Source organism: Flavobacterium sp. N2550 (genome assembly GCF_025947265.1).
Lineage (GTDB): Bacteria > Bacteroidota > Bacteroidia > Flavobacteriales > Flavobacteriaceae > Flavobacterium > Flavobacterium endophyticum.
In genome coordinates, this window is record NZ_CP110007.1 from 2,429,046 (window position 1) to 2,454,804 (window position 25,759).

Here is a 25,759-nt window from a genome sequence, read left to right on the forward strand (position 1 = left end):
CTAGCGGTTTTTCCCAAAGTTAGTAAAATATTCATAAACTTTATGGACAGGAAGACCGACAACATTCGAGTAAGAACCTTCTATTTTACTAATTCCGACAATGCCGATCCACTCTTGGATGCCATAAGCGCCTGCTTTATCGTAAGGCTTGAAATTCTCCAGATAATAAGCAATCGCCTCATCGGAAAGAGTACCAAAAGTAACTTTGGTAACTTCGTTAATAACCTCTACTGTGCCATTGTGCTTGAAGCAGACCGAAGTATATACCTCATGGGTTGAATCCGACAAAGCTCTTAGTATATTAAATGCATCGTCGTAATCTTTTGGTTTTCCCAATGCTTTTCCATTATGCCAGACAATGGTATCGCTGGTGACCAAAATATCTTTAGGCCCTAATTCATCTTGGAAAGCTTCAGCTTTTAGGATTGCTAAAAAATCCGTGATTTCAGAAGCTTTAAGATGGTCGGGATAGATTTCTTCCACCTCTTTCAGGCGCACTTCAAAATCGAGGTGCATATCCTTGAAAAACTGCTGCCTTCTTGGCGAGCCCGATGCTAAAAGGATGGTATATTCTTTTAAGTGAGAATTAAGCATATTTGATGTTGAAATTGATAACGGCAATAGAAAGAATTCCGAAGAAAATCACAAGCTTTAATACTTTGCTCAGATGATGAAAGTCCTTTTGGTTTTTTGCCCCGAACATTTTTACTGTGAAATAGATCAGCGGTGCCAGAATGAACACAAAACCATATCCAGAAGCGTAATATAAATTATTTGAAAATAAATGTTCGTTGATATAATAGATGATCAATCCCAAAGGAATAAAGCTCAATCCTAGTACTACTTTTGCCGTTCTAGCAACGCCAAGCACAATCGGAAGCGTATTCATTCCTTGGTTATAATCGCCATTCACGTCTTCTAAATCTTTGACAATTTCCCGAATGAAATTGATAATAAAGGCGAAAACAGCATAATCAATCAATATTCCAAAAATAACGCCCATGTTTGCTTGATTTTCAGGAACAATCATTGGCAGCAGATCGAAAATTCCAATAATCAGAATGCTTAGAGAAAGCAATAGCGCAATGATGATATTGCCAATCAGCAAAGTTTGCTTCACGCCATTAGCATACACATAAAGCGTGGCCGCTATGATAATAAACACGGCTGCAAAATTTGATTTGTGGATGGCATTGGCCAGATAAAAGCCAATTCCTACACCTACAACATTTAATGCAATATAGATGTTACATCCCATAGATTCTGAAATCTGTTTTCCTATTACGACATCTTGTGGTTTATTGATTTCGTCTGTTCCTCTGTCAAAAATATTATTAATCAGATAACCGCCAGCAGCGATACATACTGTTGAAAACACCAAAAGCGCAAACTGCCAGTCATTTAAAGCCAAAGGAATAGATTGCGACTCCAAAAAGCCATATCTGAAAACCAGCTGCATCAGCGCAAGGAGGATAAGATTTTGATAACGTATCAGTTTTAAAAAAGACATGGTTTCTTTATTTAGAATGTGTTTTTGTTTTTATTAATCGTGTTTTCCGTTAAAATATTGCATCCACTTTCCTTGAACGCGCATCACTTGCTCAATAACGTCGCGAACCGCACCACGGCCGCCGTTTTTGTGAGAAATATAGTTACAGATTTCTTTAATTTCTGGGCTCGAATCCAGCGGACAGGTAGGCAAACCTACAAGCTTCATGACATGATAATCAGGAATGTCATCGCCCATATAAAGAACCTGCTCCGGCTTTATGTTGTATAATTCGATATATTCCTTAAAAGTCTCCACTTTGTCCGGACAAGCCAGATGGATATCCGTAATTCCAAGATTTCGCAATCGGATTCGGACGCCTTCGTTGCTGCCGCCAGAAATAATGCAGACATGGTAGCCGCTTTCTACAGCTGCTTTCATGGCATAGCCATCGCGGATATTCATTACACGTAGCATTTCGCCTGTTGGGGTGATATGGACAGAACTGTCGGTCAGAACTCCATCGACATCAAAAATAAAAGTCGTGATGTCGTTCATGATTTCCTTATAGCTTTTTGACATTGGATTGTTGAATGGATTGGGTTAGTATTTTGTAAATTTCTTTTTGCATGTTGTTGGTCAGTAACGCCAAATGTGCCTGTATCGTATTTTGGTCGTTTCTTTTTGCCGGTCCCGTCTGCGCTTCAAGAGGAGAGAGATGTTGAACCTTTTCGGCCGTTTCTGCAATCAAAGGTTTTAATATTTCAAACGGAAGCTGGTGTTCCGCACAAATTTCTTTGCCAATTTGATACAGATGGTTCGTAAAATTATTCACAAAAACAGCGGCCACATGAAGCGATTTCCTTTGATTAGAACTGATAAGATAGTGTTTGGCATTGATCGCTTCGGCAAGATCTTCTAATGTAGTATAGTCGTCATCGACTTCACTTTCAAGGCAGATTGGTATTTTAGAAAAATCCACCTCTTTGTCTTTTGTAAAAGTCTGCAGCGGATAAAAAACACCCCTGCGGTTCTTGGAATCCAATTCTTCTAAAGGAACACCTCCAGAAGTATGTACGACGAATCGGTTTTTAAACGGAAGATTCGACGATACCTCAGCAATAGCGCTATCGGAAACAGCAATAATATAAATGTCTGATTCTAAAAGTTGTTGCCAGTTAGTAGCGATTTTGGAATCGTCAACCAAATGCGAGACGCTTTCTTTCTGTCTCGAAAAAACCTGCTGCAGCGCAATCGTATCGCTTTTTAGAAAAGCCTGGATAAGATGCTGTGCCACATTCCCGGAACCGATTACAGTTGCTTTAATCATGGCGCTAATTTAGGGATTAGTTATGAAATATATTGCAGTGTTTTTATTTGAAAGTTTTCGAAAAAGGTTTAACAGACTCTTACGAAAGGCTTTGCGTTTAAATCGCTACATTTATAACAGCCAATTAATGAAGAAGAGTATGAAGAAGTTTAAATTAGCTGTCGAAGCCTGCCTGGCTTGTTTTGGTGCCTGCGAACTCTGTGCCGCGCTCTGCATCGAAATGAACGACAAGAACCATCAGCGGTGTATTGCCTTATGCCGTGATTGCGCAGAGATATGTATATTGTGCGTTAAGTTTTGTTCGAGAAATTCCACCTTTTCCAGCGGTTTAATGAAGTTGTGCGCCAAGATTTGTACGGCCTGCGCGTTGGAATGTGAAAAATTCAGCCACCATTCTCATTGTAAAGAATGCGCCGAAGCTTGTAGAAAATGTGCCGCCGTTTGCAGTTTTAAATGGTAAGTGATATTACAGCAAGATAATTAAGTCGCAAATTTCATGCAAACGCATAAACTCAATTCTATTTAGAAAAAATTAACAAGGAATTACGAAAACGCATGAGCAGGAACAATGGTTGTATCAAACATTTTTCCTTACTTTTGTGGCACTTTTTAAACTACGTAATTCCACTCTCATGGATAAGATTTTTTCCTTCCTGTTTTCCACCCGTTTAATGGCTGTCTTGTTTATTGTTTTTGCGGCCGCTATGGGAATCGGAACTTTTATTGAAGATGCCTATAACACCGATGTCGCTCGAATTTTGATTTATAATAGTTGGTGGTTTGAAGCAATCATGTTGCTCTTTCTGATTAACTTCCTCGGAAATATAAAGAAATACCAATTGCACAAGAAGGAAAAATGGACCACATTACTGATTCATCTTTCCTTCATTTTTATTTTAATAGGTGCCTTCGTGACCCGCTATATCAGCTATGAAGGGATGATGTCGATTGCAGAAGGAACTTCTGAAAACCAGATTTTTTCTGAAAAAACCTATCTAAATGTTTTTGTAGACGGTGAATATAAAGGCGAAATGAAACGCCGTGCTGAAGAAAAAGAATTACTGCTTTCGCCAGTTACAGACAATCATTTTTCGATGAAAGGCAAATTTTCTGATACGCCTTATGAAATCGAATACAAAGATTACATCATGAACGCTCATGAGGTCATTAAAGAAGACCCATCCGGCACCTTATACTTAAAAATGGTAGAATCAGGCGATGGTTCGCGCCATGAGCATTATCTGAAAGAAGGCGAAGTCCAAAACATACATAATGTGCTTTTTGCTTTCAATAAGCCTACAGATGGCGCTGTTAATGTTACTAAAACAGGCGATAAATATACGTTCAAGGCTCCGTTTGGCGGACAATTTATGAGAATGGCAGACAAGATGCAAGGCACTGTCGTAAAAGATTCGGTACAAGACTTGATGTTCCGTTCGTTATATAATGTAGGAGGCGCGCAGTTTGTATTCCCGGATGCAGCTATCAAAGGAAAAGTAGGATATGAATCCAATAACGATTATAAAGACAAAAAAAGCGACGATGCTTTGATCGTGACCATAAAATCTGGAGGAAAGACTCAAGATGTGACTCTAATTGGTTCTAAAGGAAAAATGGGCGAGCCGCAATCATTTAAATTAGGCAACCTTGACTTCACATTATTCTTCGGAAGTAAGGTCTATACGTTGCCTTTTAAAATTAAGCTGAATGACTTTATCGCAGAGAAATATCCTGGAACTTTGAAAAGCTTTTCTGCGTTCAGAAGCAAGATTACCGTCGAAGATAAAAAGCCTTATGACTATGAAATCTTCATGAATAATGTCTTGGATCATGGTGGTTATCGATTCTTCCAAGCTTCGTATGATTATACCGATAATCATTTGAGAGATGCTTACGAGCCAAATATCACGGTACTTTCTGCCAATCACGATTTTTGGGGAACTTGGATTACCTACATAGGATATTTCCTTCTATACATAGGATTGATGGCGATTTTGTTTGATAAAAATTCAAGATTCGGAATAGTGAAGAAAAAACTAGATAAGATTAAGGCTAAAAAAGCCAAATTGATTACAATTTTGCTATTGTTTGTAAGCGTAGGAAGCTTTGCACAGCACGATCATAACGCGCCCGGGCATAATCACGGAAAAGGAAATGCTGCGCCGCTAAAAAGAGCCATGCCGACAGAAAAGCAGATTGATTCGCTTTTAAAAATTATTGAAATAAAACCAGAACATGCAGAAAAATTCGGAAGAGTCATAATTCAGGATGATGGTGGAAGGATGAAGCCTATTAATACGTTCTCTTCAGAATTATTGCGAAAAGTAAGTAAAAGCGACCATTACAAAGGCTATAATTCAGATCAAGTATTCCTGTCGATGTCGCAATATCCAGAAGTTTGGTTCAACGTGCCTTTTGTGTATTTGAAAAAAGACAACGACAGCTTGCACAAGATTTTAGGTGTTGACCTAAAAGCAAAATACGTTCCTTTTATCAGTTTCTTTGACGAACAAGGAAACTATAAGCTGTCGCCATATTTAGATGAAGCCTACAAAGCCGCAATCCCGAATCAATTCCAAAAAGATTTTATTGATGTCGACAAAAAAATAGTCTTGTTGAATGCAGCTCTAAGCGGAAAAATCTTGAAAATTTTCCCGATTCCTTATGACAAAGGAAACAAATGGGTTTCTTATCTAGAACTTAATGAGACAGGAATTACAGGCATTGATTCGACTTACACGAAAAATGTCCTTCCAGCCTACATGAATGTTTTGGATGAAGCAAGAAAAACGGGCGGTTACAAGCAAGCTGACGAAATTTTAGAAAGTATTACGCTTTTTCAAAAGAAATATGGAAAAGCTGTTCGTCCGAGCGATGACAAAATCAACTCTGAAATCCTATATAACAAGTATGACATCTTCAAGAAATTGTATTATTTGTATATGATGGCGGGTGTTTTCATGCTATTGTTCACGATCGTAAAGATTTTCAACAGCAGAAAAGCGATTCGCATAATCGTAAAAGCTTTTCATATCTTGATCGGATTGTTGTTCGTCCTGCATACGGCCGGATTGATCATGAGATGGTACATTTCTGGACATGCTCCTTGGAGTGATGCCTATGAATCGATGATTTATGTAGGCTGGGCGACGATGTTCTTCGGATTAGCTTTCGGAAGAAAATCAGAACTGACCGTAGCTTCAACTGCTTTCGTTGCCTCGATGATTTTGATGATTGCACATTGGAACTGGATGGATCCGGCTATCGCTAACTTACAGCCAGTATTGAATTCATATTGGTTGATGATTCACGTAGCCGTAATTGTAGCAAGCTACGGACCATTTACATTAGGAATGATACTCGGATTAGTGTCGTTATTGCTTATGTTTTTTGCTAACGAAAAGAACAGCAAGAAACTAGAACTTAGCATAAAAGAAATAACTTATATCACAGAATTATCACTAACCGTTGGTTTGGTCATGTTGACCATCGGAAACTTTTTAGGCGGACAATGGGCCAATGAAAGCTGGGGACGTTATTGGGGCTGGGATCCGAAAGAAACTTGGGCATTGATCAGTATTATGATTTACGCATTTGTTATCCATGCTAGATTAGTACCAGCATTAAAAGGGACATGGATTTTCAACGTGTTCAGTGTTTTTGCCTTTTATTCGATCATGATGACGTATTTTGGAGTGAATTTCTACTTGACAGGATTGCATTCGTATGCGAGCGGAGATAAAGTAGTTACGCCTAATTTTGTTTTCGTATCAATTGGTATTGTAACCTTGATTTCGATTTTGGCGTACTTCAAGCAGAAAAAATATTTAAGAAGTTAAATACTTACTATAGAAAAGCCCATAATTTGATTATGGGCTTTTTATTTAACAAAAGTTTAGACGGAAGGAATTTCCTAATTATCTAATTTTATAAAAAATAAAACAATGAGAAAAATAGCCTTCGCCTTTGCACTCATAAGCTGTTTTGCCTGCCAGCAGAACCAGGCACAAGAGAAAAAAGCAAAAGCACCAACGCAAAAAAATAAAACAATGGCCAAAGAAAATATCTACCAGTTTAAGGTAAAAGACCTAGAAGGAAAGGATTTCGATTTCGCTTCTTTGAAGGGAAAGAAAATACTGATTGTCAATACCGCTTCAAAATGCGGATTAACGCCGCAATACAAAGATTTGCAGGCGATTTATGATCAGTATAAAGACAAAAACTTTGTAATTGTAGGTTTTCCAGCTAACAATTTTGCTTCTCAAGAACCAGGAACGAATGAAGAAATTGGTGCTTTCTGTCAAAGAAATTACGGCGTGACCTTTCCGATGATGGAGAAAATTTCCGTGAAAGGCGATGATATGAACGAAGTTTACAAATTCCTAACGCAGAAATCTAAAAATGGATTGCAAGATTCAGAAGTAGAGTGGAACTTCCAAAAATACCTTATCAATGAAAAAGGAGAATTGGTAAAAGTGATTTCTCCAAAAACATTGCCGACAGATCCAGAAATTGTAAACTGGGTTAAAGCATAAAGACTTTCAAAATTTTATATACTAAGGCTTTCAGAATTCAAAACTCTGGAAGCTTTTTTATTTTAAGATCAGCTGCATCAGTTGTACGTCCAGCCATTTTTCAAATTTATATCCGGCTTCTCGCAAAACACCTGATTTTTCAAAGCCGAATTTTTCATGAAAAGCAATACTTCCGACGTTTTCTGCATCAATCAGTCCGATCATTGTATGCAATTTTTGCTTTTTGGCTGTATCAATCAGTTCAGATAAAATTTGTTTTCCTATTCCTTTGCCAGAGAGTCCATCTTTTACATAAACAGAATGCTCAACCGTGAATTTATAGCCGATTTTCACACGGAAATCGCCATATGTCCCAAACCCTAGAACGTTCGCTTTTTCATCAACAGCAACCAGAATTGGAAAACCGTGAGCCTGTTTTTCTTCAAACCAAATCAGCTGTTCGTTCAAAGTTCGGACATCGTAATCATAGATGGCCGTTGTGTTTAGGATAGCATCATTTACAATTTCTAAAATGCCTTCTATATCTTCAATTCTTGCAGGTCTGATGCGGCTTTCCATGTCTTGATTTTTTTCACTTCCAAAGATAGAAAAACTTGCCAAGAATGTACGGAAAGCCTTTGTAATTTGTACCTTTGATGTATTGAAATACTACAGAATGATCTATCCAAAAATACCTCTGGCACAAAGCATACTCGAAATCTGCAAGGCCAAAGGACTTACCGATATCGTAATATCTCCAGGTTCCAGAAATGCCCCATTAACTATTGGTTTTGCTAACAATCCCGACTTCAAATGCTACAGCATAGCTGATGAAAGATGTGCTGCTTTTTTTGCTTTGGGAATGGCACAGCAGACGAAAAAGCCGGTGGCAATCGTTTGTACTTCAGGTTCTGCGTTGCTGAATTATTATCCTGCAATCGCAGAAGCTTTTTACAGTCAGATTCCTTTGGTGGTGATTTCAGCCGACAGGCCTCATGATAAAATCGATATTGGAGACGGACAAACCATTCGCCAAGAAAATGTATACGCGAATCATATCCTTTACAATGCCAATTTAACTGAAGAAGCGACGCAGGAAAACGACCTTAAAATTGCAGACGCCATAACTTTGGCAACTGTCAAAAAAGGGCCAGTTCATATTAATGCTCCCTTTGAAGAACCTTTGTATGAAACGGTTTCTGAGCTTTCGATAAATCCGGTTATTTCAGAGACTACTTTTGAAGGCCCAAATTCTGAGGAAGATATAAGCTCATTTATTTCACAATGGAATACTTCTAAAAAGAAATTAGTTTTGGTTGGAGTCAATGATCCTAATGCTATTGACGAAGAAATCATACACCATCTCGCCAATGATCCGTCGGTAGTTGTTATGACCGAAACAACTTCTAATTTGCACCATCCGAATTTTATAAACAATATCGACACTATCATTACGCCTTTCACAGATGATGATTTTAAAGAGTTCCAGCCAGAAATTTTACTGACTTTTGGTGGAATGGTCGTATCGAAAAGAATTAAAGCTTTTTTGAGGAAATATAGGCCTAAAGCACATTGGCATATCGATACGCTGAGAGCGTATGATACTTTTGGTACGTTGAGTAAACATTTTGTATCAGAACCTAACGAATTTCTGAAACAATTTCTATCAAATTCTACTGTAATTTCCGACTATAACCAAAAGGCACAGGATTTAAAGAAGTTTAGGAAAGAAAAGCATGATTTATACCTTTCTAAAATTCCATTTTCAGATTTTACTGTTTTTGAAAAAGTAATTCCGAGCCTTCCAAAAAACAGCCAGCTACAGATCAGCAATAGTTCTGCGATTCGCTACGCCCAATTGATTGATATCGATCCGACAATTGCTGTATTTTGCAATCGAGGAACAAGCGGTATCGACGGAAGTACCTCAACAGCAATAGGAGCAGCGTTGGCAAGCAGACAAGAAACCATCTTAATTACAGGAGATATAAGCTTTTTGTATGACAGCAATGCATTATGGAATACTTATATTCCGAAAAACTTTAAGATAATCTTGCTTAATAATGGAGGCGGAGGCATTTTTAGAATTCTTCCAGGACATCAAGAAACGCCGGTTTTTAATACCTATTTTGAAACTTCTCATTGCCTGACTGGAGAACATTTGGCTAAAATGTATCAATTTGATTATTTTACGGCTAGTGATGAAAGTAGTCTAGAAAACAGTCTAGGAGAATTTTATGCAAGCGAAAGACCTTCAATTCTTGAAGTTTTTACGCCGACATTAGAAAATGACAAGATTTTATTGCAGTATTTTAAGGAATTGGTCTAGAGTTTAATTAGAGGTTTTAATCGCATTTAAGTTTTTGAAAAATCGATAAACAATATAAAGTATCGCAAGAATATTAATTACGTTCCAAATGTTAATGCCGATTGCAGAGATTTTTTGAAGTAAAGTCATGCTTTCAAAACTCCAATATTCGCCTTTGCTTTCATCATAAAAATCATCATATCCCATCAGCAATAGTCCAAAAATCATATATACGATAATATCAATCGCAATAATGCTCAGGCCTATAATAAATTTTCTAAAAGAGAATGTCAACTTACTCATGTTGTATTTGAAATGAGCAGTAAATATAAGAAATGCAAAGTCTTGTTTCTTAATTTTAAAGAAGTAGCCCAATTTATGGGTAACATTTGTACCTTTGCCCTCTGCAACTTAGAAACTTTGCAACTTTAAAAAATGATTGAAATAGGAAAATATAATACGTTGACAATTGACCGAGATACACAAGTCGGTTTGTTTTTGACGGATGGAAAAGAAGATGTTTTACTGCCAAACAAATATGTGCCAAAAGTATTCGAAATAGGCGAAGAGATTACTGTTTTTGTATATCTTGACCACGAAGAAAGACCTGTGGCTACAACTCTAGAACCTTACATACTGCTGAATGAATTTGGACTTTTGAGAGTGAATTACACCAACCAAATCGGTGCTTTTATGGACTGGGGAATGGAAAAAGACATTCTCGTTCCATTTAAGGAACAAGCTCGTCCGATGGAGAAAGGAAAGCGTTATCTTGTCTATCTTTATATGGATGAGAAAACGAACCGCTTGGTCGCTTCGAGCAAGACAAACCAATTCTTGAATAACGATAATCTTACTGTTGAAGTAGGCGAGGAAGTCGATCTGATCGTTTCTCACATTACAGAATTAGGAATCAACGTTATTATCAACGAGCAGCACAAAGGCTTGATTTATAAAGATGAAGTTTACGATGATGCTATCCGTACAGGCGATAGGCTTCGCGGATACGTCAAGGCAATCCGTCCAGATAATAAGATTGATGTTGCTTTGCAAAAGCAAGGTTTTGAAGCCGTTGAGCCTAATACAGAAAAGATTTTAGATGAGCTTCGTGCCAACAGAGGCTTTCTTCGCTTGAACGATGCCAGCCATCCTGAAGATATCAAGACTGTCTTAAAAATGAGCAAGAAAACCTTCAAGAAGGCTATTGGCGTGCTGTATAAACAGAAACAGATTGAGATTAAAGAAGATGGAATCTACTTGGTAAAAGAGTAATTGAAGCTTCAATATAAACTATAGTAACGCTTTCTTTTCTAAGGGAGCGTTTTTTTATTTTTCGTTTCCAAGCTATTAACTTCAAATTAAGGTTTATATAAAAACTATTTTATACATTTGTATATACAAATATTGTAAGATTTGAAACGTTCGGATTTTATTAAAACAGTAACAGGAGGAATAGCTATGGCATCATTACAGCCTTTTTATAATTGGACACAAGAGTTAAGCGAAGAAGATATTAAACATCCCGTATTGTTCATCGGTCACGGATCGCCAATGAACGGGATCGAAGACAATGAGTTTTCACAGAATTGGGCGAAGATGGGGAAGGAGATTCCAAAACCAAAAGCCGTTCTGGTAATTTCGGCACATTGGCTGACGCGAGGAACGCACATTACTGCAATGGATAATCCGAAAACCATCCATGATTTTGGAGGATTTCCGCAAGCTCTTTTTGACGTACAATATCCAGCAAAAGGAAATCCAGAATTGGCCGAAGCAACGGCAAAGCTGATCCATTCTACCGATGTTGGATTAGACCATGATTGGGGATTGGACCACGGAACATGGACCGTCGTACGACATATGTATCCCGATGCTGATATTCCGGTACTCCAATTGAGCATTGATTATGGAAAACCGGCACAATACCATTACGATTTGGCAAAACAGATTGCCTCATTGCGAAAAAAAGGCGTGCTCATCATAGGAAGCGGTAATATGGTACACAACCTTCGTATGGTGGCTTGGAATAAATTACAGGAACCAGAATACGGCTTTGATTGGGCTATAGAAATGAATCAGGTTTTTAAAGAGAAAATCGAAAACCGCGACCACAAGGCATTGATAGACTATGAAAACCTCAACAAAGCGTCGAAATTAGCAATCCCGACGCCAGATCATTACTATCCGCTGCTGTATTCGCTTGCTTTGCAGGACAATCAAGAAAATACGACTTTTTTTAACGATAAGCTGGTTGGAGGCTCATTAAACATGACTTCCGTGAAAATAGGCTGATTATCTTTCGGTTGTTTCCAACTGAAGGACTAGATTTTGATATTTTCGACTTAAAGAAAACATTTTTTCTGCAGCAACCATAATAATTACCGGAATTAGGAAATACTCAGTTAGATTTTCTATGTAGAGCAGGTAGGTTGTAAGGATGAACAATCTTGAATATTCAAGATAGTAAATCCATTTTCGCTGTTCTAGCAGAGCGCCGCAGTTGATCAGCGTAATCATGATAAAGGAAAGCCCAAATATTTTGTCATAAAAGCTTAAATTCCCAAAGTAATACGTAAAACCAGTCAGGACGATAGTGCTGATAGCCAATTGTATGTAAAGGTAATTCCTGAATTTAAGGCGATGGCTCCTGTCGGTTTTGTCCTGAAGGAATTTTTTCTCCAACATCGGCCGAATATCTTGGTCCATTGCAGCTGGACTTCCAAATACCGCATTCCAGCGCGTTTGAAATCCTTTGGAGCGTTTCCATAGTTCATAAATTTCAAAATAATAGTGAAAATGTTGCCATAAGAAACTGTAGCTTTTCAGCGGATGCGTTAGTCCGTACTTAGGTTTTTCTTCTTCCTCCTGAAATGTGCCGAAGATCCTGTCCCAAAAAGTAAACATGTCTCCATAATTTTTGTCCAAGTATTTTTCATCAGAAGCATGGTGTACGCCGTGTACAGAAGGCGTCACGAAAACATATTCGAGCCATTTGATGCGGCCGATGACTTGCGTGTGCGTAAAAAACGAATATGCTCCATGAACGATCAGCATCGTGATGACCATTTTTGGATGGAATCCTAAGAAAGGAAGAATGCACCAAAACCCGGTTCTGATAATTGCTTGAAAAGTGGTAATCCTTGCGGCGGCTGTAAAGTTAAATTCTTCGCTATGATGATGGACAATATGGGCGGCCCAAAAAAAGTTTACTTCATGCCCAAGCCTATGATACCAATACCAAACAAAATCAGTAGCGAGGATTAATCCTACCCAAATCAAAAAAGTGCTCGGGATATCAAAGATTTTGTAATGTTCGTAAATATGATAAAAAAGCTGGTAGAAGCTTGCCGCGATAAAAAGATTGATGAGCCGTTCTGCCAATCCGATGCTGATATTGGAAACCGAGCTTTCATAATTGAATATTTCAGGACGTTTCCTACGTTGTGCCAATTTGTATTCTAAATATACGAAGAGGAAAAAGGCCGGCATCGCAAATGCCAGAAAATTAATGTTTTCCATAATTCTTTTTTGAAAATTAGTATTCTAAATAGCTCATTTTTAAAGCTTTTCTAGAGTAAAGTTATCAAAAAAAGTTCCAAAGCTTGCAGTACGACTTATCAACCGATGTTGATAAATAGCCTAAATTTTGGGCTGATTTACGGAAAGAAGAAAAATTAAAAACATTCACTGAACATTAAGCAAAAGATGCTTTTCAAAATTAGGGATTGCTCAATTTCTGGAAGGCAAAATTTAACAGTTTTTCTATTTTATTTCAATATGGGAATTGATTTCTAGTAACGCATCGATGAAGGCTTGCTTCTTTTTTGGAGAAATGTAGATGTCATCATATTTGTTGTATTTTATGATGAGTCCTTTCGAACCCAAACCCGGTTTTAGGTTCGACTGAATCATCCAGCCCCTTTGATGTTCGATCGTATGGATTCTGTAAATATCAATCTTTCCTCTGATTGGTCCAGATTTGTATTTTAAATAAGAACCTTCTAGGCGATAATTTGTATCTACTAAAATCCAGATAAGCAATGCAGCACAAACAGCACAAATGATAATCGGAATAAAAACAGTTCCTTCAATGTCGTTAGGCGTCATAAAAGGGAGAGCAATTAGGAAGGCTACCACAAGCCATAAAAGCGAAACTGTAGGAATATGATAGTCGGTATTAAATTTTTTCATGTCTTAAATTTAGGAAAATATATAAAACAAAAAAATTCGGGATTGAAAAATCCCGAATCCTTCTTTTAAGATAGAAGTATTAGACTCCTAAATCTTTTTTAGTTTTTTTCTGAAGGGCATCTTTGTGCAATAAGACAGAAATTGCTTTTAATCTCAAATAAGGAACACTCATGTAAACGTAGCCGTCATTTCCTAGGTTTTTCGTTCCCCATGAATTTTTTACTTTGTAATAAATGTTTCCGTTTTGGTCTTTCACTTTCCCGACAATATGCATCAAGTGATCATCAGTTGTATTGTAATTTTCAAATTCTTGCTGGCGGAATTCTGGCGTGATTTTTTTCTCCGGCTTGATTTCGGTCAAGATTGTTTTTTCATCGGCATCGTTTTCAGGAACTACGGCAATTCCGTTTCTTCCAGAAAAAGTTTTTTCGCTCACATCAGCATCCAAAGCCAAGGTATACCCTTTGTCTAAAGCATTGTCTATATTCTGTACAAATTCATCCAGTGGCATGTTGTAAAAGCTTCCGTTAGAGAAATTATCTGGAATATCTAGGATAAACGTTTTGTAATACGGCTCGTTTGTGAACGAAGTAATCGTAATGTAATCTTTCAAATTCAGCTTGGTCATTTCCAAAAAGCTCTTTGGTGTATATTTTTTTCCGTCATAGGTAAATTCAGTTACATTCGCACCCATGTATTTGTCAAGGATTGCCTCAACATCCGTTTTCCATTTTGGATCTAGTTTTTTAGAAGGATCCGCATATTTCTTCAACAGATCTTCTAATTCCTTAGCCATTTTTGAATGGTCATGCTTCGTAGCACTTCCTACCAATCCGGAATAAGCCGTCAAAGGAACGATACCAAATTCCATAGCGCTGTTGATTACGTCATGATTCAAGCCTCCTTCGCCAAATTGCGCTTTTCCCTGACGCATCACATAGTTCCAAGCCTTTTTTGGATACGTATTACGTACATTATACATCTCAGAAAGATCAATTTTCTTTCCTAAAACACGTATGATTTCGGCCTCTAAAAAAGAAGTAGAAGAGAAACTCCAGCAGGTTCCTGTAATGTCCTGAGAAATTACAGGAGTCGCTTCAATGTCTTTAATGGTTTGGAATTCATACTTTTGTGAGTAAGCCGAAAAGGCGAATGCTAGTAAGGCAATAGGTAAGAAAATCTGTCTCATTTATATTTTAATTTTTGTTTATTCGTAGTCTGTGAAAAATGATTTATTTTTACGCTAAAATAATATAAAAATGAGTTCAATAAACTGGGAAACTGTTAAAGATTTTGAAGATATAACCTATAAAAAATCAAATGGAGTTGCACGAATCGCGTTCAACCGTCCAGATGTTAGAAATGCTTTTCGTCCAAAAACCACTAGCGAGCTGTATCAGGCTTTTTATGATGCGCAAGAAGATACGTCGATTGGTGTTGTTTTGCTTTCTGCTGAAGGACCGTCCTCAAAAGACGGCGTTTATTCGTTTTGCAGCGGCGGTGACCAGAAGGCGAGAGGCCATCAAGGCTATGTTGGCGAAGATGGCATGCATCGTTTGAATATTTTAGAAGTACAACGACTGATTCGTTTTATGCCGAAAGTCGTGATTGCTGTTGTTCCAGGATGGGCAGTTGGCGGCGGTCATAGCCTTCATGTAGTTTGCGATTTGACTTTGGCAAGCAAGGAACACGCGATTTTCAAACAGACCGATGCTGATGTGACCAGTTTCGACGGAGGTTACGGTTCTGCTTACCTTGCAAAAATGGTCGGACAGAAAAAAGCCAGAGAGATTTTCTTCCTTGGCAGAAATTATTCGGCACAAGATGCTTTTGATATGGGAATGGTGAATGCCGTGATTCCGCACGATGAGTTGGAAGATACAGCCTACCAATGGGCCCAAGAAATTTTAGAAAAATCGCCTACTTCTATAAAAATGCTGAAATTTGCCATGAACCTGACTGATGACGGAATGGTCGGACAGCAGGTTTTTGCAGGCGAAGCAACGCGTTTGGCGTATATGACCGACGAGGCAAAAGAAGGAAGAAATGCTTTTTTAGAAAAAAGAAAGCCTAATTTCGAAAAGAAATACCTTCCATAATCCACTTTTGCTGAACAAACCCCTCAATCTGAAACCGAATGGAATTTACCAACGAAACGATAGACTTAGACTTGCTTCCCAAATTTGAGGAAGTGCATTTCTCTTCATTGCATAAAGATTATGTCAAGGTCGTTTATATCAATATTGCTATTGTCTTGCTGATTATAGCAATCGGAATTGGCGCTCTGATTTACTTTAACGAGGAAATGCAACAAAGTTTGGCCTATTCGATTTTTGGTATTTCTTATTTGGTTTTTGCTTTGGTGTTGTTTTTCAGTTCTGTAGCATCTGTAAAAAGACGTGCCTATGCTGTACGAGAAAAAGATATTTTGTATAAAAGAGGATTGCTTTCGACCACTACGACCATGATGCCCTTCAATCGGATTCAGCATGTAGCCATGCATGAAGGTGCTTTTTCTCGAATATACAACCTGGCGCAGATACAGATTTATACAGCAGGAGGAAGCACGAGCGATGTCAAGATTTCGGGAATAGAAAAAGAAAAAGCGGAAAGCATCAAAGAACTTCTGATGCAGAAAATCCAAAATCAAATCTAATGGAGCTTGATTTTAAGACGCCACAGCGCCAATCCGTTACGGGAATCGTCATTATGTTTGCTGATACATTCCAAGGCCTTATACGTGCCTTATGGGCGCCGATTTTAGTGGTTCTTTTCAGAATGAAGTCCGAAAATTATCTTCTTATAGCTCTTGGATTCCTAGCTTTGGTTGTCTTGACTTTGGTAATTGGCTATTTAAAATACAGAAACTTTACTTTTTTTCTGGACGAAGAAAAGCAGGAATTTGTTCTAAGTAAGGGAATAATCAATAAAAGTAAGATTAATATTCAGCTTTCAAAAATCCAGCAGGTTAATATCAATCAGTCCATTATTCAGAAAATAATAGGTGTCTATAGCTTGGATATCGATACGGCTGGAAGCGATAAAAAAGAAATCAGCATACGCGCTATCGACCAAAGTTTGGCGCTAATTTTAAAAGAAAGATTGTTGGATTATGGCGATAAGGAAGAAGCTGTTTCTGAAGAAAAATCAGAAATAATTTCCAATACTAGCTCCAATACAAAACCCTTTATTAAAATAAGTTACGCTACTTTATTTAAAGTGGGAATTACATCCAATTACGGACGTACGATTGCACTTCTGATTACTTTCGCGATTACGCTTTACCAAAGTTTCAAAGATGCTATCAGTACTTTTGAAATCGACGAAACAACAGTTGATTCAGCTTTCGAAAAAAGCGCAGGCTATTTTTCGGCAGGAATTTTAGTGGCCGGACTTTTGTTCTTGGTGTTGCTGATCAATATCATCCGTACATTTATAAAACACTTCGATTTTGAGATGATCAAGCAGAAACAATCTTTGGCAATAACCTCCGGTTTGTTTGCAAAGAAAAATACGCTGTTAAATCCAGATAAAGTACAGATTACGTCCTACAGCCAAAATTATTTTCAGAAGAAGTTCAAGATTCTGGACATGAACATGAAACAAGCTTCCAGCAACGAAGCGAAAGAAGAACAGAAAAAAAGCAATGTGATAGAGGTTCCAGGCTGTAATAGCTACGAACGAGATGAAATTCTAAAGCTGATTCTTGGCAAAATTCCAGAAAAAGGAACTCCGGTACAGCCTAATTTCCGCTATTTGATTTCCAGGATTTTTTCTGCGACCGTATTTTTAGGTATAATTTTTACGGTTTTAAACTTTTCGGAAGTTGAAAATATCACATTTTATATCCCCTTGATTTTTGTATATTTAGGTCTCGTTAGCAGCGTGATTTATTTCGGATTCAAAAATAACAGGCTTTATTCCAATGAAAACTTTGTGATACTCAAGCATGGAGCGTGGGATGTAGAGCATGAGATTATTGAGCCTTATAAAATACAGGCAATTACGACAAGGCAATATTTTTGGCATAAGGGAGCTGGCGTTGGTCATCTGACATTGCATACTGCAGCAGGAGATGTACATTTTAAATTCGGAGATTTTACAAAAATAAAGCAATTAGTCAACTATTGGCTGTATCAGGTTGAAACATCTAAGCAAAATTGGATGTAACTTTGCCTTTGAAAAAGAAAACACTATTTACGAATAAACACTAAAAATGAAACATTGGGTAGAAGCAGCACGTCTGCGAACATTGCCGCTTTCGGTATCAGGAATAATTGTAGGAAGCATGTATGCTTTGGCATATCCAACAGCAAATGTGCTAACGCCGACCGAAGTTTTTAACTGGCAGTTATTTGGCTTTGCCATACTGACAACACTCGGACTTCAGGTGCTTTCCAATTTTGCCAATGATTACGGCGACGGTATCAAAGGAACCGATAATGAAGATAGAGTTGGCCCAAAACGTGCCATACAGAGCGGCGTTATTTCTCCTGAAGCCATGAAACGAGCCATTATCATTACATCTGTCCTGACTTTTATCTCGGCCGTTTTGTTGATTTATTTTGCATTTGGAGAGAGCAATATCGGCTATTCCATTTTCTTTTTGATTTTAGGCATTTTGGCTATTGCTTCCGCAATCCGCTATACGGTAGGAAATACGGCCTATGGCTATCGCGGTTATGGCGACCTTTTTGTATTCGTGTTTTTTGGATTAGTAAGTACGCTGGGCGTCAATTTTTTATATTCTAAAGAATTAGATTATAAGCTCTTCCTTCCGGCAATCGCTATTGGCTTTTTAAGTGTAGGAGTGCTCAACCTCAACAACATGAGAGATGAAGAATCAGATAGAAAATCAGGAAAGAATACCATAGTAGTAAAAATTGGCGGCGCAAAAGCCAAGAAATATCATTATTTTCTAGTTATTTCAGCTATGATTCTGGTGCTTGTTTTTGCAATTCTGAATAACTTTCAGTTTGACCAATACATTTTTATCGTAGCCTATTTCCCGCTGACAAGCCATTTGATCACGGTTTATAAAAATAAAGATCCAAGAATGCTCGATCCAGAATTGAAAAAACTGGCTATAAGTACATTTCTTTTATCTGTGCTTTTATCGCTTTGTCTTATTTTCTTCCTATCGGATATTATTGTAAATAATTAAAAATCAGAATTATGAAAATTACTTTCTACGGACACGCAAGCCTCGGGATTGAAGTCGGAGGCAAAAACATCATAGTTGACCCTTATATCACGGCAAACGAACTGGCCAGCCACATCAATATCGATGAACTAAAAGCCGATTATATCTTAGTAACCCATGCACATGGCGATCATACGCTAGATGTGGAAGCAATTGCAAAACGCACGGGAGCTACTATTGTTTCTAATGCAGAAATTGCAGGTTATTTCGAAAAAAAGGGATTGAAAAGCCATCCAATGAACCATGGCGGGAGCTGGAAGTTTGATTTCGGAACCGTAAAATATGTAAATGCCATCCATTCGAGTTCTTTTAATGACGGTACTTATGGCGGTAATCCTGGCGGTTTTATTATAGAAGGAGAGCACAAAAACATTTATATTGCTGGAGATACGGCTCTGACGTTTGACATGAAGCTGATTCCGTTGCGAACCAAGCTAGACTTGGCTATTTTTCCGATAGGAAATAATTTTACGATGGATGTAGAAGACGCGATTATTGCTTCTGATTTTGTCGAATGCGATAAGATTTTAGGCTGTCATTATGATACGTTTGGATACATAAAAATCAACCACGAAGAAGCCAAAAAGAAATTCTTTGATAAAGGGAAAGACCTGATGTTGTTGGAAATCGGCGATTCGATTGATATCTAATCATCCTTATTTGATTGTCTTAGTTCTGATTTTGCAGAACTATTAACGAACTATTTTAAAATGCCTATACCAAAAATCTCGATTTTTTTACTGTTACTAATGGCTCAACCTGCTTTTTCACAGCAAGATGGCTATTGGGACAAAGATCGTGCGACTACAAAAGAAATTATTGTTTCAGCAGGAGACAGGATTACTGTAAGGACCGAAGACCTTCCGGCTGGCACAATCGAAATCGTCTATAGAATCACGCTTCTTGACGAAAACCAGCAGATGGCGAACAGCCTGACTTCTTTGCTAAAAGCAATTCCAGATCCCACAGGAATCAGCCAAGGCGCTGCTGGTGCAGTGTTTTTGACGTCTAAAATTTCTGGCGATGATAAATGTACGTATGGTATTTTTTCAAGCAATGCTCTTGCGAAGGAATATAAAGAAAAAGGAAAAAAAGAGAATGCCTGCCTTTTTCAGAATACTCCTGTAAATAAAGATGCCAGACGTCTTTCGATGGACAAATCTTCCTGCCTGAAAGCGGGCATGGAGTATTTATGGTTTGGTTTTGAAAGTAAAAACTGGATCATGAAGCAGAAGATTATTCTAGAAGTCGTGCCTTGGGTAGATAATAAATTAAGCCGTGGCTGGACGACAGAAAATCGCCAGACAATTATCAAGCAGGTCAAAACATCGGAGTTGGCTAAAAAAATGCTCAACTCTGACGACTTTTCGCTTTGTATCCTTGAAAAAATGCAGAAGCAATACAAATTTCAAGAGTTTCAAAATCTTATGGCGATTGAAAAAGCAAAAGCCTTCAAGGATTTTGGAAACGCTTGCCTCTCTGAAAAACCAGCAAACAAATCAATCTTGACGTCAATCCGTTTGGATGCGTTGCACTATTTCAAAAATCGAAAATACGAACAAGCTATCGATTTATTGCAGACCGGAATTATTGAAAACGGCAATGCGACTGTTTTGGATTACAATGCTTTAGGTCAATATTATCTGTATTCAAAACAATACGATAAAGCGCTGAAAGCGTTGAAAGAAGGTGAGAAGATAGACGCTTCGGAATTGCTTGTCCAATTAAATATGGCGCATGTTTATCTGCTAAAAGGCGATTACAAAAAAGCAAAGGAAATCCATAAAAAATACAATGGGCAAAACGTAACGACAGCCCTATCTTGGAAAAATAAAACACAATCCGACTTTGAAGACTTAAAAAAAGCAGGATTCAAAAACGACGATTTCGACAGGATTATAAGACTTCTCGAAGATTAAAAGTATAAATAATGCTCAAAGCCTCCTATAAAAAGCATATTCTTGATTTTAAGCGACCATCAGGTACATCGCGAGGTGTTATGACCCAAAAGGAGACTTGGTTTCTTATTTTGGAGGAAAATAGCAAAACAGGAATAGGCGAGTGCGGTATCTTGAGAAGTCTAAGTGCAGATGATAGACCCGACTATGAAGAAAAGCTGCAATGGGCCTGTGAAAATATCCATCTCGGAAAAGAGGCGCTTTGGGAATCGTTGTTAGAATTTCCGTCCATACAGTTTGGAGTAGAGATGGCGTTCCAATCTTTAGAAAGCGAAATGCCTTTTTTACTGTTTTCTTCTGACTTTACAAAGGGCAAAAAAAGCATTCCAATCAATGGCTTGGTTTGGATGGGAGAGCCTGCTTTTATGAAGGCACAAATCGAGGAAAAATTAGCACAAGGTTTCAACTGTATAAAACTTAAAATTGGAGCCATAGATTTCGAAAAAGAACTCGAATTATTACGTTTTATTCGTCAAAATTATGATGCTTCAACCATCGAAATCAGGGTAGATGCTAACGGTGGGTTTTCTTCAAATGAAGCTTTATATAAATTAACTCAATTATCTGAATTTGAATTACATAGTATAGAGCAACCTATACAAAAAAATCAGCATGACAGTATGTCAGAACTCTGTAAAACGACTCCTTTTCCGATTGCTTTAGACGAAGAACTAATTGGTGTTTTTGGATATGCCGAAAAAGAAGCATTGTTGCAAAAAATACGGCCACAATATATCATTTTAAAGCCAAGTTTGATAGGCGGTTTTAGAGGTTTAAAAGAGTGGATTTCGCTTGCAGAAAAATACAATATCGGCTGGTGGATTACTTCCGCTTTAGAAAGCAATATTGGCTTAAATGCCATTGCCCAATGGACATTTTTGCAACAGAATCCAATGCCCCAAGGTTTGGGCACTGGCGGTCTGTATACTAATAATTTTGATTGTCCTTTAGAAGTAAGCAACGGAGAATTAGTTTATAATCCTGCCTTAGACTGGAATATAGGTTTGCTTCTAGATAAATAACTACTGTTTCGTGATAATCGGTGCGCTTAAGCAGCTTTCAGGAATCGCGAAAGCATTAACTAAAGGCACAGCATTCTGCCTGATTTCCCAACATAACTGATTTACGGCTTTTCGAATGGCTTTTGTTTTTACACCTTCCATGTAGCCTTGTTCAAGATACCAGCTTGCGTTTTTTTCAAGAGTCGACAAGGCATAGAGCTGGCAGAGTTTCTTTAAGATTGCTTTTGCGCCTTCGTCTTTCGTCTTTTCAACCTGAAGCTGAAACTGTTCCAAGACAATTCGTTCCAAATAAGCCTGACTTACATTAATCAAATGATGCTGGGCGATGTTAAAAGCATCAAATGAATCCAAGCCGCTATCCAGCAGCTTTTTGATACGTTTTGCCGCAGAAGCCTGTATTTCCCTTTCACGGAACTGAAAAGCATGAATGTGGAATTCGCTATCAGCCAGATGATTTTCGTCCGTATTTCGAGTCGCAAAAGGATTCTTATAGGTAATTGACGTCTTGGCCTGGTCTACGACATAATTAAAAAGGCTCAAGGCGTTCATTTCGCCAAACTGATTTTTGAATTCTGAAAGTCGATTTTTGGCAACAAGATTCATCAAGACAGTATTATCGCCTTCAAAAGTGGTATAGACTTCCGTATCATTCTTCAAAGCAGCAAATCGATTTTCAGCCAAATAGCCTTTTCCGCCACAGGCTTCCCTGCATTCCTGTATGGTATCGCGCGTGTTCCAAGTAGAATAGGCTTTCATGCCGGCTGCCAAAGCTTCGATTTCCTGCATTTCCGATTCTTTTCGGTTTAGGAATCGTTGCGTAACATATTGCAAGGCAAAATGTATGGCATAGGATTTGGCTAAATATGGCATCAGTCTACGCTGGTGCATTCTGTAATTTAAAATAGGAACTTCTGAGCCACCTTGCGGGCCAAACTGACGTCTTTGGTCGCCATAGCGAATGGCAATTGTCAAGGCAGATTTAGCTGCCGCCAGGGCAGAACGCGGAATTCCAATCCTGCCGCCGACTAAAGTGCCGAGCATGGTAAAAAAACGTCGGTTATCACTGGCAATCGGGCTTTCAAATTGCCCTTTGCTGTTTATAGAAGCAAAACGGTCGAGCATGTTTTCTTTTGGAATCACGACATTGTCAAAATAAATGATTCCGTTGTCTACACCGTTCAGTCCCATCTTTAGACCGCAATCTTCAATAGTGACACCTTCGTGCGCCTTGTTTTTTGAGTCGCGGATTGGTACTATAAAGGCATTGACGCCATGATCTGTTCCGTCAATAATCAATTTGGCAAAAACAGTGGCCATCTGTCCGTCGCGAGCCGCATTCCCGATGTATTCTTTTCGCGCTAATTTATGCGGCGTATTGATCGTAAAGGTTTTTGTCTTGAGGTCATACGTCGCTGTGGTTTCAAGCGATTTTACGTTAGAACCATGATTCGTTTCGGTCATGGCAAAACAGCCAGGAAGACTGAGCGTTCCGACTTTTTTCAAATATTTCGCATAATGTTTTTCGGTTCCAAGCGATTGGATGCTCATGCCCCAAAGTCCAAACTGCACGCCAAACTTGATGACAAGGCTCAAATCGTGATAGCTTAAAGTTTCCATGATAGAAAAATAAGCTTCTACATCGTCTTGGCCACCATGAGCTTTAGGATAGGCAGTAGATCCCAAGCCTTCTTTTGCCAAAATTTTGCACCATTTCAAAACTTTTTCGCGATAGACCTCAATATCGGTCGATTCCTCATACTTAAAAGTGGGACGACTGATGATTTTTTTGACCTTATTGATCGTTTCAGCCTGATTTCCATCAAGTATTTCTGTGAGTTTTTCTACAGAGAATGTCGCTTCGGTAGCGTATTTTGAAGTAATGGTATCATGCCTTTCTTTGAAGACATATACGGCTTCGTTACTGATGATTCCTAATGATTTTTCTAAATTTTGAAGATAGAAGTAGAGCGGCTTTAGCTTTTCATTGCTGATTTTAGGATTGTCGAGCAGGGCTAATTTTATGGAGATATCTGTCAGCAATTCTTCTTTGCTGTCTTGATTTACGGCTCTTTTGATACGTTCTTTCCAATCCTGCAGTTCGGTTCTTGACGGAGGATTATCGATATTTATTTTAGAAAGAAGTTCTTTTTTGTCAGCTTTTGTCAGCCAGTCTTGGGTGTTGATGGATTCCTTAAGCAGGTTTGTTTCTTTTTCTGTCAACACATCATCAGACCAAGCGATATAAAATATAGGAAGGAAGGAATTTAAAATTGGATTTGTCATAATGGAATAATTTCTAAAAAAGCTATGTAATTTCTAGCCCTTTAAAATTAAGCAATTATGATCGGATAAGGTTTAAATGTATGTTAATTAAGAATTTTTCTGTTGGTATTTTCTCAAAGATTCCAAAGCCTGATGCTGTACTTTTTTATGAAGGAAGGAAGACCATCCCAATAGCAAGCCGGTTGTTCCTAAAGCTTGTTTTGCCCAATTCCAGAAATCAAACGAATCGGTATGTTTGATAATCAGGCCGTCCTTAAATTCAAAGGAAGCCTTTATTTTGTTGATTACTTTTCGGTTGGTTTTTGTGAAATTGTAAATCGCGGTCCATTGTGCCGTCCCTTTTTGAGTATCGGCCTTGATGTCGGAGAATTCTATTTTCAGATTTCCTTTAGCCCTTTCAATCAACATATACCACATATCTGAGGCGTCTTTTCCTTCGAGTTTTCCGAAAGCAGGATCTTCAAAAACGATATCTGGATGATAGCAGCTTGCCATTGTTTCTGCGTTTTGGGCTGCAAATGCCGCATAGAATTCTTCAATAATCTGTTCGTTGGTGTTCATGCTTGGGATTTTGAATCATTAAAAGTAGGCAAAAAAAGACAATCATTTACGGAGTATATGCATCTGTCCAATCAGTCGAGCGAATAGCTGAGACTTTATTTTCGTTATTTAGCGTTACCTGAAGTTCTTTTTGTGCAAATTTTCTCTGGTAATCTGCCTTATATCTGAAAACAAGCGTATTGTCAGAATTGTTTTTGATGACCTCAACCAATCTAATATCTTCAAATTGCCCATATTTTATCGAAAACTTTCTGCAGGTGCTAGACAGTTTTTCTAAAGTCGTATTTTGGATTACCTTGTCGGTAGCTTCTTCTTTTGTAAAAGGCTTGAATTTAGAAGTGTTGCAGGCATTCAATATCCTTTTTCCTAAATCATACGCCCTGCTTTTTTGAGACGGGCTTACTTGCGAAAGTTCTAGTTTGGCTATTTTAGGTGCCGATGGCTTCGATTTGCAGGCTGCAAGAACAGCAATGCAGAGCAGCAGCAGGAATAATTTTTTCATAGTGTGTTTCTTTTTCAATGTTTTTTATTTGGTAAAAAGCCAGCCTGAAGAAGCTGGCCTTAAACAAATAAAATTTAATTCTTTGGCTTTTTGATTTCGACAGACGCATCATTTTTAGAAACGTTCACGTCTGTTTTGCTCTCGCCATCTTTTGTGTTTACCTGAACACCGTCTTTTCCGACAGAAACGGTAGTTCCGTCATTATCTTGCTTTTCAGCTTCGGTTTTAGGCGACGGAGTCGGAGTTGGGTTTTCTACAGGCGGCGTCTCCGGAACTGGATCAGGAGTTTTTTTGTCTTCTTTACAGGAAGCGAACGCTAGCAACGCTATGGTTCCCAATGCGATAAACGATTTTTTCATTTTAGTCTAGAATTTTAGGTTATTATTGTTTTCAATGTA

General features: G+C 38.1%; 26 protein-coding genes. 13 read left to right on the plus strand and 13 right to left on the minus strand.

The features are described 5' to 3' along the window. The 4 genes from OLM56_RS10700 to OLM56_RS10715 are packed head-to-tail and all read right to left on the minus strand — an operon-like array spanning position 1 to position 2,819. Complete coding sequence (locus tag OLM56_RS10700) at positions 1–594, minus strand: Maf-like protein (RefSeq protein WP_182493679.1); 594 nt, start codon at positions 592–594, stop codon at positions 1–3. Beyond that, positions 587–1,510 carry a geranylgeranylglycerol-phosphate geranylgeranyltransferase gene (locus tag OLM56_RS10705; RefSeq protein ID WP_264526951.1) on the minus strand — a complete coding sequence of 308 codons (924 nt, stop codon included), beginning with the start codon at positions 1,508–1,510 and terminating at the stop codon, positions 587–589. Before OLM56_RS10705 ends, OLM56_RS10700 begins: the two co-directional genes overlap by 8 nt. Positions 1,511–1,543: 33 nt before the next feature. After that, complete coding sequence (locus tag OLM56_RS10710; protein WP_121376458.1) at positions 1,544–2,071, minus strand: KdsC family phosphatase; 528 nt, start codon at positions 2,069–2,071, stop codon at positions 1,544–1,546. Continuing rightward, positions 2,055–2,819, minus strand: coding sequence for a Rossmann-like and DUF2520 domain-containing protein (locus tag OLM56_RS10715; RefSeq protein ID WP_264526952.1), 765 nt, complete (start codon positions 2,817–2,819; stop codon positions 2,055–2,057). The genes OLM56_RS10710 and OLM56_RS10715 overlap by 17 nt, the downstream gene beginning before the upstream one ends. A gap of 331 nt (positions 2,820–3,150) precedes the next feature. Here OLM56_RS10715 and OLM56_RS10720 point away from each other — a divergent pair, with 331 nt between their 5' ends. The 3 genes from OLM56_RS10720 to OLM56_RS10730 all read left to right on the plus strand — a co-directional run bounded on the left by OLM56_RS10720 (position 3,151) and on the right by OLM56_RS10730 (position 7,354). Continuing rightward, on the plus strand, positions 3,151–3,279 hold the full coding sequence (locus tag OLM56_RS10720) for a four-helix bundle copper-binding protein (protein ID WP_264529013.1): 129 nt from the start codon (positions 3,151–3,153) through the stop codon (positions 3,277–3,279). A 172-nt stretch (positions 3,280–3,451) separates the two neighbouring features. Further along, positions 3,452–6,658 carry a cytochrome c biogenesis protein CcsA gene (ccsA, locus tag OLM56_RS10725; protein ID WP_264526953.1) on the plus strand — a complete coding sequence of 1,069 codons (3,207 nt, stop codon included), beginning with the start codon at positions 3,452–3,454 and terminating at the stop codon, positions 6,656–6,658. Positions 6,659–6,763: 105 nt separating this feature from the next. Then, positions 6,764–7,354 carry a glutathione peroxidase gene (locus OLM56_RS10730; RefSeq protein ID WP_121376455.1) on the plus strand — a complete coding sequence of 197 codons (591 nt, stop codon included), beginning with the start codon at positions 6,764–6,766 and terminating at the stop codon, positions 7,352–7,354. Positions 7,355–7,411: 57 nt separating this feature from the next. Here the strand turns inward: OLM56_RS10730 and OLM56_RS10735 are convergent, their stop codons facing one another. After that, positions 7,412–7,912, minus strand: a complete 501-nt coding sequence (locus tag OLM56_RS10735; RefSeq protein WP_264526954.1) for a GNAT family N-acetyltransferase — start codon at positions 7,910–7,912, stop codon at positions 7,412–7,414. 97 nt (positions 7,913–8,009) lie between these two features. Between OLM56_RS10735 and menD the strand changes: the two genes are divergently transcribed. Further along, positions 8,010–9,662 carry a 2-succinyl-5-enolpyruvyl-6-hydroxy-3-cyclohexene-1-carboxylic-acid synthase gene (gene menD / locus OLM56_RS10740; protein ID WP_264526955.1) on the plus strand — a complete coding sequence of 551 codons (1,653 nt, stop codon included), beginning with the start codon at positions 8,010–8,012 and terminating at the stop codon, positions 9,660–9,662. Positions 9,663–9,665: 3 nt separating this feature from the next. Here the strand turns inward: menD and OLM56_RS10745 are convergent, their stop codons facing one another. Further along, the gene (locus OLM56_RS10745; protein WP_264526956.1) at positions 9,666–9,944 is read right to left on the minus strand and encodes a hypothetical protein; all 279 of its coding nucleotides are present in this window, start codon (positions 9,942–9,944) and stop codon (positions 9,666–9,668) included. Positions 9,945–10,076: 132 nt separating this feature from the next. On the opposite strand from OLM56_RS10745, the gene OLM56_RS10750 reads away from it, so the two are divergent. Next, positions 10,077–10,913, plus strand: a complete 837-nt coding sequence (locus tag OLM56_RS10750; protein ID WP_264526957.1) for a S1 RNA-binding domain-containing protein — start codon at positions 10,077–10,079, stop codon at positions 10,911–10,913. A 141-nt stretch (positions 10,914–11,054) separates the two neighbouring features. After that, complete coding sequence (ygiD, locus tag OLM56_RS10755) at positions 11,055–11,933, plus strand: 4,5-DOPA dioxygenase extradiol (protein WP_413614430.1); 879 nt, start codon at positions 11,055–11,057, stop codon at positions 11,931–11,933. Here ygiD and OLM56_RS10760 read toward each other — a convergent pair whose 3' ends face one another. The 3 genes from OLM56_RS10760 to OLM56_RS10770 form a co-directional block, all read right to left on the minus strand. After that, a complete protein-coding gene (locus OLM56_RS10760) occupies positions 11,934–13,160 on the minus strand; it encodes a sterol desaturase family protein (RefSeq protein WP_264526958.1) in 1,227 nt (408 codons plus the stop codon). A 243-nt stretch (positions 13,161–13,403) separates the two neighbouring features. Beyond that, positions 13,404–13,832: a PH domain-containing protein gene (locus OLM56_RS10765; protein WP_264526959.1), complete on the minus strand. Its 429-nt coding sequence runs from the start codon at positions 13,830–13,832 to the stop codon at positions 13,404–13,406. 79 nt (positions 13,833–13,911) lie between these two features. Further along, positions 13,912–15,021 (minus strand): C1 family peptidase, encoded by a 1,110-nt coding sequence (locus OLM56_RS10770; protein ID WP_121376450.1) that lies wholly within the window; start codon positions 15,019–15,021, stop codon positions 13,912–13,914. Between the two features lie 70 nt (positions 15,022–15,091). On the opposite strand from OLM56_RS10770, the gene OLM56_RS10775 reads away from it, so the two are divergent. From OLM56_RS10775 to OLM56_RS10805, 7 genes are all read left to right on the plus strand, one after another. Then, positions 15,092–15,931, plus strand: coding sequence for a 1,4-dihydroxy-2-naphthoyl-CoA synthase (locus tag OLM56_RS10775; protein ID WP_121376449.1), 840 nt, complete (start codon positions 15,092–15,094; stop codon positions 15,929–15,931). A 38-nt stretch (positions 15,932–15,969) separates the two neighbouring features. Further along, complete coding sequence (locus tag OLM56_RS10780) at positions 15,970–16,488, plus strand: PH domain-containing protein (protein WP_264526960.1); 519 nt, start codon at positions 15,970–15,972, stop codon at positions 16,486–16,488. Beyond that, entirely contained in the window at positions 16,488–18,002 is a 1,515-nt protein-coding gene (locus OLM56_RS10785) for a PH domain-containing protein (RefSeq protein WP_264526961.1), read from the plus strand. Before OLM56_RS10780 ends, OLM56_RS10785 begins: the two co-directional genes overlap by 1 nt. A gap of 46 nt (positions 18,003–18,048) precedes the next feature. Further along, positions 18,049–18,996 carry a 1,4-dihydroxy-2-naphthoate octaprenyltransferase gene (gene menA / locus OLM56_RS10790; RefSeq protein ID WP_264526962.1) on the plus strand — a complete coding sequence of 316 codons (948 nt, stop codon included), beginning with the start codon at positions 18,049–18,051 and terminating at the stop codon, positions 18,994–18,996. Positions 18,997–19,007: 11 nt separating this feature from the next. Further along, positions 19,008–19,685, plus strand: a complete 678-nt coding sequence (locus OLM56_RS10795; RefSeq protein WP_264526963.1) for a metal-dependent hydrolase — start codon at positions 19,008–19,010, stop codon at positions 19,683–19,685. Between the two features lie 99 nt (positions 19,686–19,784). Next, complete coding sequence (locus tag OLM56_RS10800; protein ID WP_264526964.1) at positions 19,785–20,954, plus strand: tetratricopeptide repeat protein; 1,170 nt, start codon at positions 19,785–19,787, stop codon at positions 20,952–20,954. 11 nt (positions 20,955–20,965) lie between these two features. Next, the gene (locus OLM56_RS10805; RefSeq protein ID WP_264526965.1) at positions 20,966–22,015 is read left to right on the plus strand and encodes an o-succinylbenzoate synthase; all 1,050 of its coding nucleotides are present in this window, start codon (positions 20,966–20,968) and stop codon (positions 22,013–22,015) included. Here OLM56_RS10805 and OLM56_RS10810 read toward each other — a convergent pair whose 3' ends face one another. The 4 genes from OLM56_RS10810 to OLM56_RS10825 all read right to left on the minus strand — a co-directional run bounded on the left by OLM56_RS10810 (position 22,016) and on the right by OLM56_RS10825 (position 25,720). Then, positions 22,016–24,298, minus strand: coding sequence for an acyl-CoA dehydrogenase (locus tag OLM56_RS10810; RefSeq protein WP_264526966.1), 2,283 nt, complete (start codon positions 24,296–24,298; stop codon positions 22,016–22,018). 87 nt (positions 24,299–24,385) lie between these two features. Beyond that, positions 24,386–24,859, minus strand: a complete 474-nt coding sequence (locus tag OLM56_RS10815; protein ID WP_264526967.1) for a nuclear transport factor 2 family protein — start codon at positions 24,857–24,859, stop codon at positions 24,386–24,388. A 46-nt stretch (positions 24,860–24,905) separates the two neighbouring features. After that, positions 24,906–25,361, minus strand: coding sequence for a hypothetical protein (locus OLM56_RS10820; protein WP_264526968.1), 456 nt, complete (start codon positions 25,359–25,361; stop codon positions 24,906–24,908). A 74-nt stretch (positions 25,362–25,435) separates the two neighbouring features. Beyond that, positions 25,436–25,720, minus strand: a complete 285-nt coding sequence (locus tag OLM56_RS10825) for a hypothetical protein (protein WP_182493660.1) — start codon at positions 25,718–25,720, stop codon at positions 25,436–25,438. Positions 25,721–25,759: the final 39 nt, after the last annotated feature.

What these genes read in the sequence shown, in the direction of transcription:
- OLM56_RS10785 (WP_264526961.1), top strand. Translation starts at nt 16,488, where the DNA reads ATGGAGCTTGATTTTAAGACGCCACAGCGCCAATCCGTTACGGGAATC.
- OLM56_RS10775 (WP_121376449.1), top strand. Translation starts at nt 15,092, where the DNA reads ATGAGTTCAATAAACTGGGAAACTGTTAAAGATTTTGAAGATATAACC.
- OLM56_RS10735 (WP_264526954.1), bottom strand. Translation starts at nt 7,912, where the DNA reads ATGGAAAGCCGCATCAGACCTGCAAGAATTGAAGATATAGAAGGCATT.
- OLM56_RS10700 (WP_182493679.1), bottom strand. Translation starts at nt 594, where the DNA reads ATGCTTAATTCTCACTTAAAAGAATATACCATCCTTTTAGCATCGGGC.
- OLM56_RS10805 (WP_264526965.1), top strand. Translation starts at nt 20,966, where the DNA reads ATGCTCAAAGCCTCCTATAAAAAGCATATTCTTGATTTTAAGCGACCA.
- menA (WP_264526962.1), top strand. Translation starts at nt 18,049, where the DNA reads ATGAAACATTGGGTAGAAGCAGCACGTCTGCGAACATTGCCGCTTTCG.
- OLM56_RS10780 (WP_264526960.1), top strand. Translation starts at nt 15,970, where the DNA reads ATGGAATTTACCAACGAAACGATAGACTTAGACTTGCTTCCCAAATTT.
- OLM56_RS10770 (WP_121376450.1), bottom strand. Translation starts at nt 15,021, where the DNA reads ATGAGACAGATTTTCTTACCTATTGCCTTACTAGCATTCGCCTTTTCG.
- OLM56_RS10800 (WP_264526964.1), top strand. Translation starts at nt 19,785, where the DNA reads ATGGCTCAACCTGCTTTTTCACAGCAAGATGGCTATTGGGACAAAGAT.
- OLM56_RS10810 (WP_264526966.1), bottom strand. Translation starts at nt 24,298, where the DNA reads ATGACAAATCCAATTTTAAATTCCTTCCTTCCTATATTTTATATCGCT.
- OLM56_RS10825 (WP_182493660.1), bottom strand. Translation starts at nt 25,720, where the DNA reads ATGAAAAAATCGTTTATCGCATTGGGAACCATAGCGTTGCTAGCGTTC.
- OLM56_RS10760 (WP_264526958.1), bottom strand. Translation starts at nt 13,160, where the DNA reads ATGGAAAACATTAATTTTCTGGCATTTGCGATGCCGGCCTTTTTCCTC.
- menD (WP_264526955.1), top strand. Translation starts at nt 8,010, where the DNA reads ATGATCTATCCAAAAATACCTCTGGCACAAAGCATACTCGAAATCTGC.
- OLM56_RS10815 (WP_264526967.1), bottom strand. Translation starts at nt 24,859, where the DNA reads ATGAACACCAACGAACAGATTATTGAAGAATTCTATGCGGCATTTGCA.
- OLM56_RS10765 (WP_264526959.1), bottom strand. Translation starts at nt 13,832, where the DNA reads ATGAAAAAATTTAATACCGACTATCATATTCCTACAGTTTCGCTTTTA.
- OLM56_RS10710 (WP_121376458.1), bottom strand. Translation starts at nt 2,071, where the DNA reads ATGTCAAAAAGCTATAAGGAAATCATGAACGACATCACGACTTTTATT.
- OLM56_RS10720 (WP_264529013.1), top strand. Translation starts at nt 3,151, where the DNA reads ATGAAGTTGTGCGCCAAGATTTGTACGGCCTGCGCGTTGGAATGTGAA.
- OLM56_RS10715 (WP_264526952.1), bottom strand. Translation starts at nt 2,819, where the DNA reads ATGATTAAAGCAACTGTAATCGGTTCCGGGAATGTGGCACAGCATCTT.
- OLM56_RS10820 (WP_264526968.1), bottom strand. Translation starts at nt 25,361, where the DNA reads ATGAAAAAATTATTCCTGCTGCTGCTCTGCATTGCTGTTCTTGCAGCC.
- OLM56_RS10730 (WP_121376455.1), top strand. Translation starts at nt 6,764, where the DNA reads ATGAGAAAAATAGCCTTCGCCTTTGCACTCATAAGCTGTTTTGCCTGC.
- ccsA (WP_264526953.1), top strand. Translation starts at nt 3,452, where the DNA reads ATGGATAAGATTTTTTCCTTCCTGTTTTCCACCCGTTTAATGGCTGTC.
- OLM56_RS10745 (WP_264526956.1), bottom strand. Translation starts at nt 9,944, where the DNA reads ATGAGTAAGTTGACATTCTCTTTTAGAAAATTTATTATAGGCCTGAGC.
- OLM56_RS10705 (WP_264526951.1), bottom strand. Translation starts at nt 1,510, where the DNA reads ATGTCTTTTTTAAAACTGATACGTTATCAAAATCTTATCCTCCTTGCG.
- OLM56_RS10750 (WP_264526957.1), top strand. Translation starts at nt 10,077, where the DNA reads ATGATTGAAATAGGAAAATATAATACGTTGACAATTGACCGAGATACA.
- OLM56_RS10795 (WP_264526963.1), top strand. Translation starts at nt 19,008, where the DNA reads ATGAAAATTACTTTCTACGGACACGCAAGCCTCGGGATTGAAGTCGGA.